Source organism: Saccharothrix algeriensis (assembly GCF_016907655.1).
Taxonomy (GTDB): Bacteria; Actinomycetota; Actinomycetes; order Mycobacteriales; family Pseudonocardiaceae; genus Actinosynnema; species Actinosynnema algeriense.
Window position 1 is genome coordinate 1,780,599 of sequence record NZ_JAFBCL010000001.1, and the last position, 19,535, is coordinate 1,800,133.

Below are 19,535 nucleotides of genomic sequence, written 5' to 3' on the forward strand. Positions count from 1 at the left end.
GGACGTCATGGGAGCGGCCGGCGCCCCGCCGCCGCGGCGGGGTCACCGGCCACCATCAGTGCTGATCAGTGGCGCCCAGGTCGATCGGGACGCGCGCCGCGCCGTCAGTAGCGCTCGATCACGGGCTTCTGCGCCGCGGAGCCGGACTTGCCCAGCGTGGCGTCGTAGATCTTCTGCCAGTCGCCGCCGGTGATCGCGCCCTCCAGGATGTCGTTGATCTTGTCCCGGATCGGCTTGTCGTCCTTGGCCAGGCCGACGCCGTAGGGCTCGACGGAGAACGGCTTGCCCACGACCTTGAACTTGTCCGGCTCGTCGGCCGCGTAGCCCTTGAGGATCGCGTCGTCCGTGGTCACCGCGTCGATCGCGCCCTCGGCGAGCTTGGCGACGCACTGCGAGTAGGTCTGGTACTCCGAGATGTTCTCCGCCTCGGTGTACCCGCCCTCCTTGATCTTCTTGATCGGGGTGGAGCCGGTGACCGAGCAGACCTTCTTGCCCTTGAGGGACTCCGGGCCGGTGATGGAGTCGTCGTCCTTGCGCACCAGCAGGTCCTGGCCGGCGGTGAAGTACGGGCCGGCGAAGGCGATCTTCTCCTTGCGGCCGGCGTTGATCGTGTACGTGCCGACGTAGTAGTCCACGTCGCCGTTGATCAGCGCCTGCTCGCGGCCGGCGGAGGGGATCGACTTGTACTGGATCTTGCTCTCGTCGAAGCCGAGCTGCGCCGCGATGAGCTTCGCGATCTCGATGTCGAAGCCGCTGTACTTGTTGGTCGTCGCGTCCTTGAGCCCGAGGCCCGGCTGGTCGTCCTTGACGCCGATGACCACCTTGCCGCGCTGGGTCATGCTGTCGAACGTCTTGGAGCCCTCGACCCGGACGCCGCTGGCGACCTCCTGCGAAGGGGCCGGGTTCGACTCGCCGGGGCTACCCTCCTTGCCGCACGCGGTCAGGGCGAGGCCGCCCGCCAGCAGCACCACCGCAAGGGTGCGAACCCTCATCGTCCTTCTCCTGCTCTTTCGGGGTCTTGCGGCGCCAGGCCCAGCGCCGCGGTCACGAGGCTTCAGTGGGTCAGGATCTTGCCGAGGAAGTCCTTCGCGCGGTTGGACTTCGGCGCGGAGAAGAACTGCTCCGGCGTCGAGTCCTCGACGACCTCGCCGTCGGCCATGAAGAGCACGCGGTCGGCGGCCTTGCGGGCGAAGCCCATCTCATGGGTCACCACGACCATGGTCATGCCCTCCTTGGCCAGCGTGGTCATCACGTCCAGCACCTCCTGGACCATCTCCGGGTCCAGCGCGGAGGTCGGCTCGTCGAACAGCATCACCTTGGGGCGCATCGCCAGGGCGCGGGCGATCGCCGCCCGCTGCTGCTGCCCGCCCGACAGCTGGGCCGGGAACTTCTCCGCCTGGTTCGCGATGCCGACCCGCTCCAGCAGCTCCATGGCCGTCCTGCGGGCCTGGGCCGCGGGCGTCTTGCGGACCTTGACCGGTGCGAGCATCACGTTGTCCACGATGCTCTTGTGGGCGAACAGGTTGAACGACTGGAAGACCATCCCGACGTCGGCGCGCAGCCGCGCCAGCTCCTTGCCCTCGGCGGGCAGCGGCCGGCCGTCGACCTCGATGGAGCCGGCGTCGACCGGCTCCAGGCGGTTGATCGTGCGGCAGAGGGTCGACTTGCCGGAGCCCGAGGGCCCCAGCACCACGACGACCTGGCCCCGGGGCACCTCCAGCGTGATCTGCTTGAGCACGTGGAGCGGCCCGAAGAACTTGTCCACGCCCGCCATCCGGATCATCGGCGGGGCAGGTGTGGGGCCGGACATCGGATCCTCCAGAAGGGGTACTCGGCGATGGCGGGAAACCTAGGTGCGCGTCACCACACCAGTCCAGGCGGTTGAGCAAGACTTAGGGTCTCAACTCTGTCACAGGCAGGCGACAATAACTCGGGAGGCCGCCGGTGCGCGTGCTGTTGGTCGAAGACGACGACCGGGTCGCGGAAGCGCTGGTCCCGGCGCTGGCGCGGCGCGGGTTCACCGTGGACCGCCAGGCGACCGGCCGGGGGACGCTCGACCGGCTCACCGGGGTCGACGTGGTGCTGCTCGACCTCGGCCTGCCCGACGTCGACGGGGTGACGCTGTGCCGGCAGATCCGGGCCGCGAGCGACGTGGCGATCATCGTCGTGTCGGCGCGCGGCGAGATCGACGACCGGATCCTCGGGCTGCACGCCGGCGCGGACGACTACCTGGTCAAGCCCTACGACGTGGGCGAGCTGGTGGCCCGGGTGCACGCGGTGCGGCGGCGGCGCGGCGACCCGGTGGGCGTCGGCGGCACCGGCACCGAGGTGTTCGAGGCGGCCGACGTGCGGGTCGACCTCGCGCGGCACCAGGTCACCGTCGCGGGTGAACCGGTGGCGCTGTCCCGCAAGGAGTTCCAGGTGCTGGCGCTGGTGATGGCGGCGGGCGGGGCGGTGTGCACGCGCGAGCGCATCCTCGCCGAGGTCTGGGGCCGCACGTGGGCCGGCGCGAACCGGACCCTGGACGTGCACGTGGCCACCCTGCGCACCAAGCTGGGGCGGCCCGCGCTGCTGGAGACCGTGCGCGGGGTCGGTTACCGGCTGAGTTCGGACGGGGGCTAGGTGCGGTCGAGGCTGCTGGGCGCCGTGGTCACCCTGGTGGTGCTGGTGCTGGTCGGGCTGGGCGTGCCGCTCGGGCGCGGGGTCGCCGCCGCCGAGCAGCAGGAGATGTTCCTCGACCGGCTGACCGACACCGCGCGCTTCGCGTCGGTGGCGCAGCGCCCGCTGATCGACGACCAGCCGGCGGTGCTGGAGCGGGAGCTGGCCCGCTACCAGGACCTGTACGGGATCAAGGTGGCGCTGCTGGACCGCTCCGGGCTGGTGGTCGCCGCGTCCGGGCCGGGGATCGACGTCACCCCGGCGTCCGTGGCCGACCTGGTGCGGGGCGCGCTGGCGGGGCGGCAGCCGGTGGCGCCCGACCTGCTCATGCCGTGGGACCCGACCGAGCTGGTGCTGGCGGAGCCGGTGCTGGCCGACGGCGAGGTGCGCGGCGCGGTCGTCACCTTCTCCCCCACCGGCAAGACCCGGTCCGAGGTGCTGCTGTGGTGGCTGGTGCTGCTCGGCGCGAGCCTGCTGGTGCTGTCGCTGGCCGTGCTGGCCGCGCTGCCGCTGGTGCGGTGGATGCTGCGGCCCGTGCAGCGGCTGGACGACGCGACCGGCGCGCTGCTGGCCTCGGTGGTGTCCGGCCGGCCGGTGCAGCCGGTGGGCTCGTCGTCGGGCCCGCCCGAGCTGCGGCAGCTGTCGCGCTCCTTCGACCAGATGGCCGCCAACGTCGCCGACGTGCTGGCGGCGCAGCGGGCGTTCGTCGCCGACGCGTCCCACCAGCTGCGCAACCCGCTGACCGCGCTCAAGCTGCGGCTGTCCAACCTGGAGGGCCACGTCTCCGGCGACGCGGTGGTGCACCAGGTCGCGGCGCTGGACGAGGCCGACCGGCTCAACCGCATCCTGGACGAGCTGCTGTCCATGGCGCGCGCCGGCTCGTCGTCGGTCGACCCGGTCGCCGTCGACGTGGACCGGGCCGTGGCCGGGCGGCTGTCCGCGTGGCAGCCCGCCGCCGCGGCCCGCTCGGTGCACCTGGTGCTGGACGGCGAGCCCGGCGGGACGGTGCTCGCGCCGCCGCGCGGGGTGGAGACCGTGCTGGACGCGCTGCTGGACAACGCGCTCAAGTTCGCGCCCGACGACACCCTGGTCCGCGTGGACGTCCGGCGGCGCCCGCCGCTGGTGCACCTGACGGTGCAGGACGAGGGGCCGGGCCTGGCGCCGGAGGAGCTGGACCGCGCCACCGACCGGTTCTGGCGCTCGCCCGCCCACCAGAACATCCAGGGCTCCGGGCTGGGGCTGGCGCTGGTGCGGCAGGTCGTGGAGCGCGTCGACGGGACCGTGCGGCTGGCGCTGCCCGAGGCGGGCGGGCTGCGGGTCACCGTGACCTTCCCCGCCGTCTAGGCCGCCGTCAGACCTTCACGTCGCGGTAGTAGTTCTTCGCGCCGGGGTGCAGCGGCAGCGGTGTCGTCTCGATCGCCGACCTCACCTCTATGGACCTGGCCACCGGGCTGGCCGCCACCAGGTCGGGCTGCGCCCGGAACAGCCCGCGCAGCAGCGCCTCCGCCACGTCGTCCGGCATCGCGTCGGTGACCAGCAGGAAGTTGCGCACCACCAGCGTCGTGACGGGGGTGGTGACCGGGCCGCCGGGCAGCTCGTAGGCCGAGGCGGGCAGCGTCGCCGACCCGTACACCGGGTACTGGCCGCGCAGGCCGGGCAGCACGTCCTCCAGGTCCAGCATCCGGATGCGCACCGTGGAGGCCAGCGTCGTCACACCGGCCGTCGGCACGCCGCCGGACCAGAAGAACGCGTCCAGCTCGCCGGCCCGCATCGCGTCGGTGGTCGCGTTCAGGTCCAGGTACCGGACCTTCAGCTCGTCGGGCGGGATGTCCGCCGAGCGCAGCAGCCGCTCGGCGATGAGCCTCACGCCGGAGTCCGGCGCGCCCACCGACACCCGCAGGCCCCTCAGGTCGGCCAGCTTCGTGGCCGGGACGTCGGCGCGCACCGCCACCTGCAGGTAGTCGTCGTGCATCCGGGCCAGCGCGTACAGCCGGTGACCGCCGGGCGCGGCCTGCCCGTCCTCGGCCGCGTCCGCCGCCGAGAACCCGACCTGGGCCTGCCCGGTCCGCAGCCGCTCCAGGTTGTCCACCGACCCGGCGGTGGACACCACCTGCGGCCGGGGGATGCCCGGGTCGCGGGTCCAGCCGTCGGCCAGCGCGGTGGACAGCTTGTAGTAGACGCCGGTGTCGCTCCCCGCCGCCATGGTGAGCTTGACGTGGTCGAACCCGGCGCCGCAGCCCGTCATGGCGAGCGCGGCCAGGGCCAGCACGGCCCCCGCGGCGTGCACTCGCAGCAGCGTTCCCGACACCCGCGCATCGTCCCACGACCAGCCTCTACCCTGGACCCGACGGAAGGATTAGGTGCAGTGACCCGCAGTTACCAGATCCGCACGTTCGGGTGTCAGATGAACGTGCACGATTCCGAGCGCCTCGCGGGGATGCTCGAAGAGGCGGGCTACACGCCCGCCGAAGGCGACGCACCGCCCGACGTGGTGGTGTTCAACACCTGCGCCGTCCGGGAGAACGCCGACAACAAGCTCTACGGCACGCTGGGCCACCTCGCGCCCGCCAAGAGCGCGAACCCGGACATGCAGATCGCCGTCGGCGGCTGCCTGGCCCAGAAGGACCAGGGCGAGATCGTCAACCGCGCGCCGTGGGTCGACGTCGTCTTCGGCACCCACAACATCGGGTCGCTGCCGGTGCTGCTGGAGCGCGCCCGCCACAACCGCGAGGCCCAGGTCGAGATCCTGGACTCGCTGGAGACCTTCCCGTCGACCCTGCCCGCCCGCCGCGACTCCGCCTACTCCGGCTGGGTGTCGGTGTCGGTCGGGTGCAACAACACGTGCACGTTCTGCATCGTCCCGTCGCTGCGCGGCAAGGAGAAGGACCGCCGCCCCGGCGAGGTCCTGGCCGAGGTGCGGGCCCTGGTCGACGAGGGCGTGCTGGAGGTGACCCTGCTCGGGCAGAACGTCAACTCCTACGGCGTCGAGTTCGGCGACCGGTACGCCTTCGGCAAGCTGCTGCGCGCCACGGGCGGCATCGAGGGGCTGGAGCGGGTCCGGTTCACCTCGCCGCACCCGAAGGACTTCACCGACGACGTCATCGCGGCCATGGCCGAGACGCCGAACGTGTGCCACCAGCTGCACATGCCGCTCCAGTCCGGGTCCGACCGCGTGCTCAAGGCGATGCGCCGCTCCTACCGGTCCGGCAGGTACCTGGCCATCCTGGAGGACGTCCGCCGGGCCATGCCCGACGCGGCGATCACGACCGACATCATCGTCGGCTTCCCCGGCGAGACCGAGGAGGACTTCCAGGCCACCCTGGACGTGGTGCGGGAGGCCCGGTTCGCCGGCGCGTTCACCTTCCAGTACTCCAAGCGCCCCGGCACGCCGGCCGCCGAGCTGCCCGACCAGCTGCCCAAGCGGGTCGTGCAGGAGCGGTACGACCGGCTCGTGGCGCTGCAGAACGAGCTGTCCTGGGAGCAGAACAAGCTGCAGGTCGGGCGCACCGTCGAGGTGCTGGTGTCGCACGGCGAGGGCCGCAAGGACGCCGAGACCCACCGCCTGTCCGGCCGCGCGCGCGACGGCCGACTGGTGCACTTCGCCCCCGGCGACGCCGCCGTCCGCCCCGGCGACGTGGTGGAGACCGCGATCACCTACGCCGCGCCGCACAACCTCATCGCGGACGGCGGGCTGATCAGCCACCGCCGCACCAGGGCGGGCGACCGCTCGGAGGCGGGCATCAAGCCGAAGACCGCCGGCGTGACCCTGGGCCTGCCGAAGTTCGGCGCGCCCGAGCCCCTGCCGGCCGCCGTGGGCGGGTGCTCGGCCGGATGAACGCCGAACCCGACGACCTGGCCGGCCTGCGCGACGAGATCGACCGCGTGGGCCGCTCGGCCGCGCGCCGGTTCGACCCCGGCACCGGCGCGCTGACCATCGCGGTGGCCGTGCTGGCCATCCTGGTGTCCCTGGTCCTGCCCTGGGTGGGCGGCGACACCGGCCTGCGGGTGCTGCTGGGCGAGGCCCCGGCGATGCCCAAGTTCTTCTCCTTCGCCGCCCTCGTCGCGGGCGTGCTGCTGCCCGCCGTCACGCTGGTGGTGCGGCAGTGGGCCCTGGCCTGGGTCTGCGCGCTGGCGTCGTTCGCGGCCTCGGTCAGCGGCGTCCTGTCGATCTGGACCACCCAGACCACGACGGGCCACCACCCCGGCCCGGGACCGGGCCTGGGCCTCATCCTGGCCGTGGTGGCGATCGCCGTCCTGCTGGTGAAGTGGCTCCGCATCGCCGCCTCCCGAGCCGACATCACCTGACCCCCTCACCTCCGACCCCCCTCCGAACCGCCCCCAAACCCCCACCCCGAACCGCCCCCAAAGCGCTCTTAGTCGTTCGCGCGCCCGCACAGAAGCCGGCCTTTGTGTTCTCCCCGTATGGCCTGCCCGGAGGGCTACCATGCTTTCTTGGGGGGTGCAAGCACGCTTTTCGCTTGCACCCCCCAAGAAAGCATGGTCGTCTTTGACAGGCCATACGGGGAGAACACGACCGCTGTTTCTTTTCCTCCTCCTTGGCGGCCTGCCTGTCCGGCGAGGACTCTTTTTCTTTTCAGCCTCGGGCTGCACGGCCCCGAATCTCACCCGGATCGGTGCGGGGTACAAGTAGGAAGAGCGGCCGAGAGGCCGCCAAGGATGACACAAAGACCAAGCTCAGGGCGTCGTGCCATCCCCGTATGGCCTGGTCAAAGACAACCACATGTGTCAAGGGGAGATCGAACCGGGTGTGCGGTGGTCGGGTGTCCCGATCTCCCCTTGACACATGCGGTTCGCTGCGCGCAGGCCATACGGGGATGACACGCAGCCCGGGGCGGGGTGCGCGCTGCGCGCGGCTTTAAACCGATTCCAGGGCGGCGCGGCGCGGCTTCAAAACGATTTCAGGGCGGCGCGGCGCGGTGTCAAGCCGGTTTCGAGCGGCGCGGGGTGTGTCCAAAGCGGTTCCGGGCGGTGTCCGGCGTTGCCCGGAATGGGGCGGGGTGTCGCCGGCCAAAAGGACGGGCTCCCCCTCCGCGCGTGGAGGGGGAGCCCGGTCCTCGGTGTGCGGTGGTCAGCGGGTGGCCACTGCCTGTTCCGCGGCGGCGAGCCACTCGCGCCACTGCTTGGCCTGCGCCTCGGCCTGCTCGGCGCGGCGCTTGTCGCCGGCCGAGCGGGCCTTCGCCGCCTGGGCCTCGAACTGCTCCACCCGCTCGCGGAACTGGGCCACGCGGGCCTCGGCCTCCGGGTCGGAGCGCCGCCACTGGGCGTCGACCGCGCCGCGCACCTTCTCCTCGATCGCGCGCAGCTTGCCCTCCAGCTCGCGGACCCGCTCGCGGGGCACCTTGCCGATCGCGTCCCAGCGCTCCTGGATCCGGTACAGCTGCTGGCGGGCGGTTTCCAGGTCGTGCGACGGGTCGATGTGCTCGGCCTCGGCCAGCAGCTCCTCCTTGAGCTTGGCGTTGGCCGCGAACTCCGCGTCACGCTCGGAGAACGCCTCCGAGCGCTTGGCGAAGAACGCGTCCTGGGCGGCCCGGAAGCGCTGCCAGAGGGCGTCGTCGGCCTCCTTGGGCGCGCGCCCGGCGGCCTTCCACTCGACCATCAGCTCCTTGTAGCGGCCGGCGGTGGGGCCCCAGTCGTCGGAGTCGACGAGCTTCTCCGCCTCCTCGACCAGCTCCTGCTTGCGCGTCTTGGCCACGCCGCGCTGGCGGTCCAGGTCGGCGAAGTGCGAGCCGCGCCTGCGGTTGAACGCGTCGCGCGCCTTGGAGAACCGCCGCCACAGCTGCTCGTCGGTCTTGCGGTCGACGCCGCGGATGGTCTTCCACTCGTCCAGGATCGCCCGCAGCCGGTCGCCGGCCGCCTTCCACTGGGTGGACTCGTTGGCCAGGACCTCGGCCTCCTCGACCAGCTGGAGCTTGCGGGCCCCGGCCTGGGCGCGGGCCTCGTCCTTGGCCGCCTTGGCCGCCTCCATGCCCTCCTCGGCCTTGGCGAGCACGTGCTCGACCCGCGCCGCCAGGGCCGCGAGGTCGCCGACCACGGCCGCGTCCGCCAGGCTCTCCTGGACGTGCTTGGCGCTGGTCAGCGCGTGCTTCGGGTCACCGGCGCCGGACGACAGCCTGGTCACCAGCAGCTCGACCTCGGTCCGGATGTCGTCGAACCGGCGCGCGAAGTGCGCCAAGCCCTCGGCGGGCTCCCCCGCCTGCCAGGAACCGACGACCCGCTCACCGTCGGCCGTCTTGACGTAGACGGTGCCGTCCGCGTCCACGCGCCCCCAGCGGTCAGGGTGGTCCGACGCCACGGGGACCGGCGGGGGCGTGCTCGCCGCCCGCGTCTCCTCGACCACCGCCCCCGTGCCACTGTCGCCAGTGGCTTCCGGTGTCGTCTCGTGCTCCGTCATCGCCGGCTTCCTCCTCGCCTGCCCACTTCGTGGTGCCCGTGCCGACCACGGGCGCCCCGCCGATGGCGGGGCCCAGCACCCGGGTACCTGGGGCGGCAGCTCGACCCTGCGTACAGGTCTCGCGGACTCCTCTGCCGTCCCCAGTACCCCGCGCGCATTCAAACAGGTCAAGGCTCGCATCGGTACTGGTGGTGGCCGATGAGTAGCGTGCGTTGCCATGATCTCGCGTGTCGCCGTGGTGCCGCACCCCCCGCTGCTGGTGCCCGAACTGGTCGGTGGTGCGGTGGGGGAAACCGCACCGGTGCGGGCCGCCTGCCTTGCCGCGGCACGGGAACTCGCCGCCCACGACCCGGACTGGACGGCGGTCGCGGTCGACCCGACCGGTCCCCGAACGGTGGAAAACGTTGCCGGATCGTTTCACGGCTACGGCGTCGACGTGCCCGTGTCGCTGTCCGGGTCGCTGTCCGGGTCGCTGTCCGGGTCGCTCTCCGGGTCGCTCTCGGGGCGGCCGTCCTCCGCGGAGCCGGACCTGCCGCTGCCCGTCCTGGTGGCGGCGTGGCTGCGGGAGCACGCCGGGGCGCGCAGCGTGCGCGTGCACCTCGTGCCGCCGGACCTGCCGGTGGCCGAGTGCGTCTCGCTCGGGTCCCGGCTGGCGGGCCGGGCGCTGCTCGTGCTGGGCGACGGCTCGCACCGGCACGGCGAGCAGGCGGTGGGCCGGCCGGACGAGCGGGCGGGGCCGTTCGACGAGGCCGTCCGCGCGGCGCTGGCCGCGGCGGACCCGGCGGCGCTGGCGGCCCTCGACCCGGTGCTGGCCGACGAGCTGGGCGCGCGGGGGCGGGCCGCGTGGCAGGTGCTGGCGGGTGTGCCGGGGCCGTGGCGGTGCACGCGGTCGGAGTTCCTGGCGCCGTTCGGCGTCGGGTACCACGTGGCCGTCTGGGAGGCTTGACGGCGTGAACGCCCCCGTCGCCGTCGTCGGCCCCACCGCCACCGGCAAGTCCGACCTCGCCGTGCGGCTCGCCCTCGCCCTGGGCGGCGAGGTGGTCAACGCCGACTCGATGCAGCTGTACCGGGGCATGGACATCGGCACCGCGAAGGTCACGCCCGAGGAGCGGCGGGGCGTGCCGCACCACCTGCTGGACGTGCTGGACGTGGCGCAGACCGCTTCGGTGGCCGCCTACCAGCGCCGGGCCCGCGCGGTGGTGGAGTCGGTGCTGGCCGCGGGGCGGGTGCCGGTCCTGGTGGGCGGGTCCGGCCTGTACGTGCAGGCGGTGCTGGACGACCTGGTGTTCCCCGGCACGGACGACCGCGTCCGGGCCCGGCTGGAGGGCGAGCTGGCCGCGTTCGGGGCGGAGGCGCTGCACGCGCGGCTGGCCGGGGTGGACCCGGCGGCGGCGCTGGCCATCCTGCCGAGCAACGGGCGGCGCGTGGTGCGGGCGCTGGAGGTCGTGGAGCTGACCGGGCGGCCGTTCTCGGCGAGCCTGCCCAAGCCCGGCCCGGCCCGCTACGGCGCGGTGCTGGTGGGGCTGGACCGCGCGGCGCCCGAACTGGACGAGCGGGTCGACCGGCGGGTGGACCGGATGTTCGCCGACGGGCTGGTGGACGAGGTGCGCGCGCTGGAGGCGGCCGGCCTGCGGGACGGGCGGACGGCGTCGCGGGCGCTGGGCTACCAGCAGGTGCTGGCGGCCTTCGACGGCGCGCACGACCTCGCGACCGCCGCCCGGGAGACCGCGCAGGCCACCCGCCGGTTCGTGCGCAGGCAGCGGTCCTGGTTCCGGCGCGACCGGCGGGTCACCTGGTTCGACGCGGGCTCCGCCGGGCTGGTCGACGACGTGCTCGAACTGGTCGCGAAGTAGCCTGGTGGGCGTGGGAGTCGAGTTCTTGAAGGGTCACGGCACCGAGAACGACTTCGTGGTGCTGCCCGATCCCGAAGGTCTGCTGGACCTGACCGTCGCGCGCGTGCGGGCGCTGTGCGACCGGCGGCGCGGGCTGGGGGCGGACGGCGTGCTGCGGGTCGTGCGGCCCGACCTCGGCCCCTGGTTCATGGACTACCGCAACGCCGACGGCTCCATCGCCGAGATGTGCGGCAACGGCCTGCGGGTGTTCGCCCGGTACCTGGTGGAGGCGGACCTGGCGCCGCTCGGCTCGTTCACCGTGGGCACGCGGGCCGGGCAGCGGGACGTGGTGGCGCACGAGGACGGCTCCGTAACGCTCGACATGGGGCCCGTGCGGGTCACCGGCGCCTCGGCGGCCGAGGTGGGCGGGCAGGTGTTCGAGGGCGTGGCCGTGGACGTGGGCAACCCGCACCTGGCGTGCGTGACGACGACCCCCGTCGCGGCGCTGGACCTGCGCGAGCAGCCCGGCTACGACCGCGGGGTGTTCCCCGAGGGCGTGAACGTGGAGTTCGTCAACGTGCTGGACGAGGGCGCGCTGCGGATGCGGGTCCACGAGCGCGGCGTGGGCGAGACGAGGTCGTGCGGCACCGGAACGGTCGCGGCGGTGGCCTCCTGGCTGCACGGGACCGGCCGGCGCACCGGGAAGGCCACTGTGGACGTCCCCGGTGGACGGGTGTCGGTCGTGGTCGAGCAGGACGCGGCCACCCTGACCGGCCCGGCCGTGCTGTTGGCCCGCGGGGAGCTCGACCGGGCCTGGTGGGACGCCCTCTAGAGCTCGCGCACCTCCAGCCGGCCCAGCCGGGCGCCGGCGACCGCCTCGGGCTGCGAGGTGGGCGCGGTGCAGCAGACGAGCCGGTCGCCCACCAGCGCGACCGCGAAGCAGTTCTGGCTGGTTTCCACCTTGTGGGTGACCCGGCCGCCCTCGACCACGCGGAACGCGCAGGGCTGCAGGGCCGGGGCGACCCAGACGCCGCCCTCGTCGTCGGTGGCGACGCCGTCGGGCGCGATGAGGTGCTCCCGCAGGCCGGCCCAGAGGCGCCGGCCGGACAGCGAGCCGTCCTCGGCGACGTCGAACGCGGTCAGCGCGAACGCGAGCGTCTCGGCGACGACGAGGGTGCGCGGCCCGTCCTGCCGGTTGGCCAGGAAGCCCATGCCGTTGGGGAACTTCAGGTCCTCGGCGGCCACCGACACCGCGCCGTCGGGCTGGACGAGCGCCAGCGACGCCCCCGGCATCACCCGGTCGGGCTCCATCAGCGGGGCTTCGCCGCCGGCCGCGATCGCCGCGTGCAGGTCGAAGCCGAAGTTGCCCGCGTACGCCCGGCCTTCGCGGTCGACGAGCAGGTCGTTGGCGTGGAAGGTGGCGACGCCGCTCAGGTCGGCGTGCAGGACCAGCTCGTCGCCCTCCAGCCGGCGCACGGTGCGGTCGGTCATCGACACCACCAGCAGCCGCCCGTCCGGCAGCCACCCCAGGCCGGACGGCTGGCCGGGCACCGCGCAGACGACGGTCTCGGCGCCGGTGTCGAGGTCGAGCGCGCGGACCTCGTGGTCGTAGAAGTCGGAGTAGTAGAGCCTGCCGTCGGGGCCGTGCCGAGGGGACTCGCCGAACCGGAGGCCCTCGCGCAGCACGGTGGTGTCGACCATGGCGTTCGACGCTAGTGAGCGCCGGGGGTCGCCCGCATCGCCCGCAGCGGTGACGCGAGCACCCACCCGGCGGTGGGCACCACCCCCGCCGACGCGACCCGCAGCGCGCCCCGCGCGCCGACCTGCCCGGCCGGCGCCGTCGCCGGCCTGGGGCAGCCGGAGGTCACGCCGGGACGCCGTCGCGCGTCCGCAGCGGCGAGAACACCACCCACAGCACCGACAGCGCCCGGCCGACCGCGGCCACCCACAGCGTCGCGACGACGCCCACCGCGCCGCCGAGCAGCCCGCCCACCAGGCCGCCCAGCGGCACCGCGCCCCACACGACGAACCGGATGGAGGCGTTCATCCGCCCCAGCAGGTGGTCCGGGCAGATCGCCTGCCGGTAGCTGACCTGGGTGATGTTGTAGACGATCGCGCCGTAGGCCAGCACCAGGTCCGCGACGACCACGAACACCAGCCGCCAGTCGGCCCCCGCCAGCGGCAGCAGCAGCCCGAACGGCTGGGTGAGCAGCATCGACAGCCAGATCGCCCGCTCCTGCCCGAACCGGGCGCCCCACCGGTTCGCGGTCAGCGCGCCCAGCACCCCGCCGACGCCGGCCGCGCTGAACAGCAGGCCGATCACGCCCTCGGACAGCCCCAGCCCGCGCGCCAGGAACAGCACCATCACCGCCATCCCGACGCCGTCGAAGAAGTTCGCCGTCCCGGTGGTCCCGACGACGGCCCGCAGCGACCGGTTGCCGAACACGAACCGCAGGCCCTCGGCGATCTCCGCGGCCAGGCCCCGCCGGTCGGCGACGCGCGGCGGGGGCTCCTCGGTCCGGATGCGCAGCAGGAACAGCGCCGAGCCCAGGTAGCCCAGGCCGGTGGCCAGGACGCCGTTGGCCGCGCCGACGGCCTGCGCGACGCCGCCCGCCATCGCGGGCCCGGACACCGAGGCGACCGAGTGGCTGGCGGTGAGCTTCGAGTTGCCCTCCACCAACTGGTCCCGCCCGACCAGGGCGGGCAGGTAGGACTGGTAGGCGACGTCGAACAGCACGGTGGCCGCGCCCACCAGCAGGGCGACCACGACGAGGTGCCCGAAGGTCAGCGCCCCCAGCCACCACGCCACCGGGACGGTCAGCACCAGGGCGGCCCGCGCGAAGTCGGCGGCCAGCATCACCGGGCGGCGGCGCAGCCGGTCCACCCACACCCCGGCCGGCAGGCCGATGAGCAGGAACGCGGCCGTGTTCGCCGCGGTCAGCACCCCCATCTGCAACGGGGTGGCCGCCAGGGCGCCGGCGGCGAGCAGGGGCAGCACGGTCCGCCCGACCGTGGAGCCGAACTGGCTGATGGTGTCGCCCACCCACAGCAGGCGGAAATCGCGGTGCGACCAGAGGGACACGGCACGGGAGTCTCACGAAGTGATTGGAAAGTGTCAATCACTTATCCTGGACCGATGCACCGACGCCCGCCCACCGAGGCGGAAGCCGCGGCCCTCGCCTCCGCCGTGCGGCTGCGCATCATCCGCCTGACCCACGACCGCGCCCTGACCAACAAGGAGATCGCGCAACGGCTCGGCAAGGACCCCGCCACGACGCTGCACCACGTGCGCAAGCTCGTGGCCGCGGGCTTCCTGGAGCCGCAACCGGCGCGCACCGGCAACCGGGGGGCGCGGGAAATCCCGTACCGGTCCACCGGCCTGTCGTGGAAGATAGCCGCCGGGCACGCCCGGGAGACCCGCGAGGCGATGGTCGAGGCGTTCCTCGGCGAGATCGCCGAGCTGGCGCCCGGGCAGCTCGACCAGAGCCGGCTCGTCGTCCGGGCGGACCGCGCGGAACTAAAACGGCGCCTCCGTTCGTTGTTGGATGAGCTGGAGGCCGCACCGGACGACCCGGGAGGGGAGCGCGTGGCGATCTACCTGGCGATCTACCCGGGCGATTGACCACCCGACCCCGGCCACGGCACCTGCGACGATAAGAGGCAAATGACGGAAAACACGCACATCGGCAACGAGTGGCTCGACCAGGACGAGCTGTCCACCGGGGAGTTGGCCCTCGCCGACCGCGCCGCGCTGCGCCGCGTCTCCGGGTTGTCCACCGAGCTCCAGGACGTCACCGAGGTCGAGTACCGGCAGCTCCGGCTGGAGCGCGTCGTGCTGGTCGGCGTGTGGACCGAGGGCACGGCGGCCGACTCCGAGGCGTCGCTGGCGGAGCTGGCGCTGCTCGCCGAGACGGCGGGCTCCGAGGTGCTCGAGGGCCTCGTGCAGCGCCGCGACCGGCCCGACCCGGCCACCTACATCGGCTCCGGCAAGGTCGGCGAGCTGCGCGACGTCGTGATCTCGACCGGCGCGGACACGGTGATCTGCGACGGCGAGCTGTCCCCCGGCCAGCTGCGGCAGCTGGAGGAGAAGCTCAAGGTCAAGGTGGTCGACCGGACCGCCCTGATCCTGGACATCTTCGCCCAGCACGCCTCCTCCAAGGAGGGCAAGGCGCAGGTCGAGCTGGCCCAGCTCCAGTACCTCCTGCCGCGCCTGCGCGGGTGGGGCGAGTCGCTGTCCCGGCAGGCCGGTGGCCGCGCCGGCGGCGGCAACGGCGGCGTGGGCCTGCGCGGTCCCGGTGAGACGAAGCTGGAGACCGACCGGCGGCGCATCCGGGCGCGCATCGCGAAGCTGCGCAGGCAGATCGCCGCGATGGGCGTCATCCGGGACACCAAGCGCGGCGCGCGGGTCGCCAACGCGGTGCCGAACGTGGCCATCGCCGGCTACACCAACGCGGGCAAGTCCAGCCTGCTCAACGCCCTGACCGGGGCGGGTGTGCTGGTGGAGGACGCGCTGTTCGCCACCCTGGACCCGACGACCAGGCGCGCGCAGACCCCCGAGGGCCTGCCCTACACGCTGACCGACACCGTCGGCTTCGTCCGGCACCTGCCCCACCAGCTGGTGGAGGCGTTCCGGTCGACGCTGGAGGAGGTCGCCGACGCGGACCTGCTGGTCCACGTGGTCGACGGCTCGGACGGGATGCCGGAGAAGCAGGTCACGGCGGTGCGCGAGGTGATCTCGGAGATCAGCGAGCGCCGGGACGACCCGATGCCGCAGGAGCTGCTGGTCGTGAACAAGGTCGACGCGGTGGGCGAGCTGGGCCTGGCGCGCCTGCGCCACCTGTTCCCGACGGCGGTCCTGGTGTCCGCGCGGACCGGCGAGGGCATCGCGGAGCTGAGGGAGCGCATCGCGACCCTCATCCCGCGCCCGCAGGTCGTCGTGGAGGCGCTGGTGCCGTACGCGCGGGGCGAGATCGTGGCCCGCGTGCACCGCGAGGGCGAGGTGCTCCGGGAGCACCACACCGAGGAGGGCACCGAGCTCAGCGCCCGGGTCCGCCCGGACCTGGCCGGCGTCCTGGAGCAGTTCGCCGCGAACGCGAGCCGCGCCTAGGCCCTTGCTCGCGGCGCTGACAGCACTGGCCCTGACGGCCGGTTCCGCCCTCGCGGAGCCGGCCGTCGTCGACGTCTGCCGGATCACCGACCAGCGGCTGGCGGAGCTGTCCGGCCTGGCCTCCAGCGGTGACGAGTGGTTCGCGGTCAACGACAGCGACAACGGCCGCGTCGAGGTCCAGGTGCTGGACCGCACGTGCCGGATCACCCGGACCATCCGGGCGGCGACCAACCCGTTCGACGTGGAGGACCTCGCCCTCGCGCCGGACGGCACGCTGTGGCTGGCCGACACCGGCGACAACGGCAGGTCGCGCGAGACGGTCGCCCTGCACGCGGTCTCCCCCGACGGCGCGGTGCGGCTCTACCGGCTGACCTACCCCGACGGCGAGCACGACGCCGAGGCCCTGCTGCTGGACGCGGCGGGCGTGCCGCACGTCGTGACCAAGGAGACCTTGGGCTCGCCCCTGGTCTACCGCCCGGTGCGCGAGCTGGACGAAGCCGCGCCGACACCGATGGAGCAGGTCGCGAAGGTCGGCATCAGCGGCTCGGACACACCGGGGGGGCCGGTGCGCAGCTCCGTGGTGACCAGGGTCGTGACCGGCGGCGCGATGTCGGCCGACGGCGCGGTGGCGGCCCTGCGCACCTACACCGACGCCTACCTGTTCCCGGTGACCGGCGGCGACCTGGCGAAGGCCCTGGGGTCCGACCCGGTCCGCGTCCCGCTGCCCGACGAGGCCCAGGGCGAGGCCATCGCCTTCGAGCCGGACGGCACCCTGCTGTCGGCGTCGGAGTTCGGCGAGCGGGGCGTCGACTCGGCGGTGCGCGCGGTGGCCGGGGCGACCGCCCTGGCCGAGCCCGCGCCCACGACGACGACGCCCGCGCCGACGACCCGGGACGAGGACGACCCGGTGGGCGACCCGGCCGCCGCGGCGCCGGCGGACGGGGACCGGCCCCTGTGGCCGGTGGTCGGGGCGGGCGCGGCGGCGCTGGCCCTGATGGGGCTGCTGGTCCGCCGCTCCCGCCGACGCCGGGCCTGACGGCGCCGGCTCAGAGCCTGCGCAGGACCGCGACGACCTTGCCCAGGATCGACGCCTCGTCGCCCAGGATGGGCTGGTAGGCGGGGTTGTGCGGCAGCAGCCACACGTGGCCGTCCCGCCGCTTGAAGGTCTTCACCGTCGCCTCGCCGTCGATCATGGCCGCGACGACGTCGCCGTTCTCGGCGGTCGGCTGCTGCCGCACCACGACCCAGTCACCGTCGGTGATGGCGGCATCCACCATCGAGTCACCCACGACCTTGAGCAGGAAGACCTCCCCCTCGCCCACGATCTCGCGCGGCAGCGGGAAGACGTCCTCGATGGACTCCTCGGCCAGGATCGGCCCGCCGGCCGCGATGCGGCCCAGCATCGGCACGTAGGCGGGCGTCGGGCGGGAGGCCGGGTCGAGCCCGGTGACGATCTCGGTCGGCAACACCCCCACCGCGCGCGGCCGGTTCGGGTCGCGCCGCAGGAAGCCCTTGCGCTCCAGCGCGCGCAGCTGGTGCGCGACGGAGGAGGTGGACGTGAGGCCCACCGCCTCGCCGATCTCGCGGACGCTGGGCGGGTAGCCGAAGCGGTCCAGCCAGTCGCGGATCACGTCGAGCACCTTGCGCTGCCGCAGCGTCAACCCGGCGTTGCCCGCGACGTCCACGGGGCCGGGCGCGGAGGGCGCCTCGGCGGCGACGCGCGGGTCGTCCTCGGTCTTGCGAGCCACGGTGCTTCCCTCCTCACCGGTCCCGATCGCGCAGGCCGGCTGTACGTCGATCTTCAGCTGTCGAAGGTAGCCGCACTCTACGCCCAGATCAAACACCTGTTCGAAGTAAGCGTCGGCGTGTCCTTCGCATTTCGCCGGTTCCGGTGGTAGACATTCGCACGGACGTTCGATCGAACACCAGTTCGATCATGATGGGTCGGCCGGCGAAGTGGAGGACGTCATGGCGGTGGTGATTGGCAGGCGGACCGGCTTCGAACTGGTCGACGGCGCCGTGGCGGAGGACGTGCGCCGGGGCGAGCCCCTCCGCCCCGGGCCCCGGGTCCTGCGCAGCTTCGCGGACACCCGCCGCCCCCACACCCCCCGCCCGAGGCCCGCGACCGCCCCCGCGACGCCGGGGGCCGCGGCCTGCCGGGTCCGCGGCAGCGACCGCCACCCGGTCCTCCGGTTCGCCCTCCACGCGGCGCTGGCGGCCGCGGCGGCGGTGTCCCTGAGCCTGCTCTACCTGTTCGGCTCGGGCGCGACGACGGTCCCCGAACGCACCAGCGTGGTCCACGTCCAGGTGGGCGAGAGCCTGTGGGACGTCGCGGTCCGCTCGGCCCCCGACCACGACCCGGAAGCGGTGGTCGAGCGCATCAAGCAGCTCAACGGCCTGGACTCGCCCGCCGTGACGCCCGGCCTGCCCCTGGTGGTGCCGGACGGCCGCACCGGCTGACCCCCGCCCCGCCCGCGCGCGCCGGACCCGACGGGCGCGCCCCGCCGCCGCACCGGGCTCGACCGGAGCACGCCCCACCGCCGCACCAGGTCCGGCCGGAGCACGCCTCCGCCCGTCGCACCGAGCACGACCGGAGCGCGACCCCGCCGTCGCACCGGGTCCCACCGGAGCGCGACCCCGCCACCGCTGCGACCTCCGCGCACGCCGCCTCCCCCGGCGCGTGCCGCCTCCCCGCGCCGGCCGGACGAGCCCTCCCCCGGCCCCGCGCGCCCTCCCGCGCACGCGCGGACCGACACCGCGCGCGCCCCTCGCCGGCGGTCCTCTCCCCCCGCTTCGCCACACCGTCCCACGACACGCCGGACACGCCGGACCAATTTGCACCCGATGGGCCACGGGCATAGGTTGACCCCCACATCTAGTGGTTACACCGTTGCCGTTAGTCCACAGGTTGGGGTATTCCCCGCCGCGGGGCTAACGCGACGAGTGCTGCGCCGGGGAGGGGTGACCAGTCGTGCGCTGTCCGTTCTGCCGCAACTCCGACTCCCGCGTCGTCGACTCGCGCGAGGTGGACGAGGGCCAGGTGATCCGCCGGCGCAGGTCGTGCTCCAGCTGCGGCCGCCGCTTCACCACCGTCGAGGAGGCGGTGCTCGCGGTGGTCAAGCGGTCCGGCGTCACCGAGCCGTTCAGCCGCGACAAGGTCGTCACCGGCGTCCGCCGCGCCTGCCAGGGCAGGCCCGTCGACGAGGACGCCTTCCACCTGCTCGCCCAGCGCGTCGAGGAGTCCATCCGCTCGACGGGGTGCGCGGAGATCCCCAGCCACGAGGTCGGCCTGGCCATCCTGGGCCCGTTAAGGGAGCTCGACGAGGTGGCCTACCTCCGGTTCGCGAGCGTCTACCGGTCGTTCTCCTCGGTCGAGGACTTCGAGCGCGAGATCGCCGACCTCCGCAACGCGCAGCGCGACTAGGCCACAGGACCCACGAACTCGGCAGCAGCCTGCCGCGACCGCCTCGGACGGGAGCCCGGACGTCGGTCGCACACCGGAATTTCGACAACGCGCGGAAAGAGG

The 19,535-nt window shown here is 73.7% G+C and carries 20 protein-coding genes; 12 read left to right on the plus strand and 8 right to left on the minus strand.

The features are described 5' to 3' along the window. Positions 1-104: 104 nt before the first annotated feature. Together JOE68_RS07775 and JOE68_RS07780 are read right to left on the minus strand one after the other, a co-directional pair. A complete protein-coding gene (locus JOE68_RS07775) occupies positions 105-992 on the minus strand; it encodes a glutamate ABC transporter substrate-binding protein (protein ID WP_204841651.1) in 888 nt (295 codons plus the stop codon). A gap of 62 nt (positions 993-1,054) precedes the next feature. Next, complete coding sequence (locus JOE68_RS07780) at positions 1,055-1,783, minus strand: amino acid ABC transporter ATP-binding protein (protein ID WP_204845978.1); 729 nt, start codon at positions 1,781-1,783, stop codon at positions 1,055-1,057. Between the two features lie 161 nt (positions 1,784-1,944). Here JOE68_RS07780 and JOE68_RS07785 point away from each other — a divergent pair, with 161 nt between their 5' ends. Next, positions 1,945-2,622, plus strand: coding sequence for a response regulator transcription factor (locus JOE68_RS07785; RefSeq protein WP_204841652.1), 678 nt, complete (start codon positions 1,945-1,947; stop codon positions 2,620-2,622). Next, positions 2,623-4,002, plus strand: a complete 1,380-nt coding sequence (locus JOE68_RS07790) for a sensor histidine kinase (RefSeq protein ID WP_204841653.1) — start codon at positions 2,623-2,625, stop codon at positions 4,000-4,002. 7 nt (positions 4,003-4,009) lie between these two features. On the opposite strand, the gene JOE68_RS07795 is transcribed toward JOE68_RS07790, so the two are convergent. Further along, positions 4,010-4,966 carry a TAXI family TRAP transporter solute-binding subunit gene (locus JOE68_RS07795; RefSeq protein WP_307819570.1) on the minus strand — a complete coding sequence of 319 codons (957 nt, stop codon included), beginning with the start codon at positions 4,964-4,966 and terminating at the stop codon, positions 4,010-4,012. 57 nt (positions 4,967-5,023) lie between these two features. Here JOE68_RS07795 and miaB point away from each other — a divergent pair, with 57 nt between their 5' ends. After that, positions 5,024-6,493, plus strand: coding sequence for a tRNA (N6-isopentenyl adenosine(37)-C2)-methylthiotransferase MiaB (miaB, locus tag JOE68_RS07800; RefSeq protein ID WP_204841654.1), 1,470 nt, complete (start codon positions 5,024-5,026; stop codon positions 6,491-6,493). Next, complete coding sequence (locus JOE68_RS07805; protein ID WP_204841655.1) at positions 6,490-6,963, plus strand: Rv2732c family membrane protein; 474 nt, start codon at positions 6,490-6,492, stop codon at positions 6,961-6,963. Before miaB ends, JOE68_RS07805 begins: the two co-directional genes overlap by 4 nt. A gap of 784 nt (positions 6,964-7,747) precedes the next feature. On the opposite strand, the gene JOE68_RS07810 is transcribed toward JOE68_RS07805, so the two are convergent. Further along, positions 7,748-9,070 (minus strand): DUF349 domain-containing protein, encoded by a 1,323-nt coding sequence (locus JOE68_RS07810; protein ID WP_204841656.1) that lies wholly within the window; start codon positions 9,068-9,070, stop codon positions 7,748-7,750. A gap of 217 nt (positions 9,071-9,287) precedes the next feature. On the opposite strand from JOE68_RS07810, the gene JOE68_RS07815 reads away from it, so the two are divergent. From JOE68_RS07815 to dapF, 3 genes are read left to right on the plus strand one after another with little or no spacing between them, the layout of a single operon-like run. Beyond that, on the plus strand, positions 9,288-10,016 hold the full coding sequence (locus JOE68_RS07815) for a class III extradiol ring-cleavage dioxygenase family protein (RefSeq protein ID WP_204841657.1): 729 nt from the start codon (positions 9,288-9,290) through the stop codon (positions 10,014-10,016). Positions 10,017-10,020: 4 nt separating this feature from the next. Then, positions 10,021-10,923 (plus strand): tRNA (adenosine(37)-N6)-dimethylallyltransferase MiaA, encoded by a 903-nt coding sequence (miaA, locus tag JOE68_RS07820; protein WP_204841658.1) that lies wholly within the window; start codon positions 10,021-10,023, stop codon positions 10,921-10,923. Positions 10,924-10,933: 10 nt separating this feature from the next. Next, a complete protein-coding gene (gene dapF / locus JOE68_RS07825; RefSeq protein WP_372443277.1) occupies positions 10,934-11,734 on the plus strand; it encodes a diaminopimelate epimerase in 801 nt (266 codons plus the stop codon). On the opposite strand, the gene JOE68_RS07830 is transcribed toward dapF, so the two are convergent. Genes JOE68_RS07830 through JOE68_RS07840 form a run of 3 tightly spaced genes read right to left on the minus strand, consistent with a single transcriptional unit; the run spans position 11,731 to position 13,984 of the window. Further along, positions 11,731-12,603 (minus strand): SMP-30/gluconolactonase/LRE family protein, encoded by an 873-nt coding sequence (locus JOE68_RS07830; RefSeq protein WP_204841660.1) that lies wholly within the window; start codon positions 12,601-12,603, stop codon positions 11,731-11,733. The genes dapF and JOE68_RS07830 overlap by 4 nt on opposite strands. An 11-nt stretch (positions 12,604-12,614) precedes the next feature. Then, entirely contained in the window at positions 12,615-12,770 is a 156-nt protein-coding gene (locus JOE68_RS07835; RefSeq protein ID WP_204841661.1) for a hypothetical protein, read from the minus strand. Next, positions 12,767-13,984, minus strand: coding sequence for an MFS transporter (locus tag JOE68_RS07840; protein ID WP_204841662.1), 1,218 nt, complete (start codon positions 13,982-13,984; stop codon positions 12,767-12,769). Before JOE68_RS07840 ends, JOE68_RS07835 begins: the two co-directional genes overlap by 4 nt. Before the next feature lie 54 nt (positions 13,985-14,038). On the opposite strand from JOE68_RS07840, the gene JOE68_RS07845 reads away from it, so the two are divergent. Genes JOE68_RS07845 through JOE68_RS07855 form a run of 3 tightly spaced genes read left to right on the plus strand, consistent with a single transcriptional unit; the run spans position 14,039 to position 17,045 of the window. Then, positions 14,039-14,524 carry an ArsR/SmtB family transcription factor gene (locus JOE68_RS07845; RefSeq protein ID WP_204841663.1) on the plus strand — a complete coding sequence of 162 codons (486 nt, stop codon included), beginning with the start codon at positions 14,039-14,041 and terminating at the stop codon, positions 14,522-14,524. Between the two features lie 42 nt (positions 14,525-14,566). Further along, complete coding sequence (gene hflX, locus JOE68_RS07850; protein ID WP_204841664.1) at positions 14,567-16,009, plus strand: GTPase HflX; 1,443 nt, start codon at positions 14,567-14,569, stop codon at positions 16,007-16,009. Positions 16,010-16,013: 4 nt separating this feature from the next. Next, on the plus strand, positions 16,014-17,045 hold the full coding sequence (locus JOE68_RS07855; RefSeq protein WP_204841665.1) for an NHL repeat-containing protein: 1,032 nt from the start codon (positions 16,014-16,016) through the stop codon (positions 17,043-17,045). Between the two features lie 10 nt (positions 17,046-17,055). Here JOE68_RS07855 and lexA read toward each other — a convergent pair whose 3' ends face one another. Then, positions 17,056-17,757, minus strand: a complete 702-nt coding sequence (gene lexA, locus JOE68_RS07860) for a transcriptional repressor LexA (protein ID WP_372443278.1) — start codon at positions 17,755-17,757, stop codon at positions 17,056-17,058. 220 nt (positions 17,758-17,977) lie between these two features. Between lexA and JOE68_RS07865 the strand changes: the two genes are divergently transcribed. Both JOE68_RS07865 and nrdR read left to right on the plus strand, forming a co-directional pair. Next, a complete protein-coding gene (locus JOE68_RS07865) occupies positions 17,978-18,469 on the plus strand; it encodes a LysM peptidoglycan-binding domain-containing protein (RefSeq protein ID WP_204841666.1) in 492 nt (163 codons plus the stop codon). 511 nt (positions 18,470-18,980) lie between these two features. Beyond that, the gene (nrdR, locus tag JOE68_RS07870; RefSeq protein WP_204841667.1) at positions 18,981-19,433 is read left to right on the plus strand and encodes a transcriptional regulator NrdR; all 453 of its coding nucleotides are present in this window, start codon (positions 18,981-18,983) and stop codon (positions 19,431-19,433) included. The last annotated feature ends 102 nt before the right edge of the window (positions 19,434-19,535 follow it).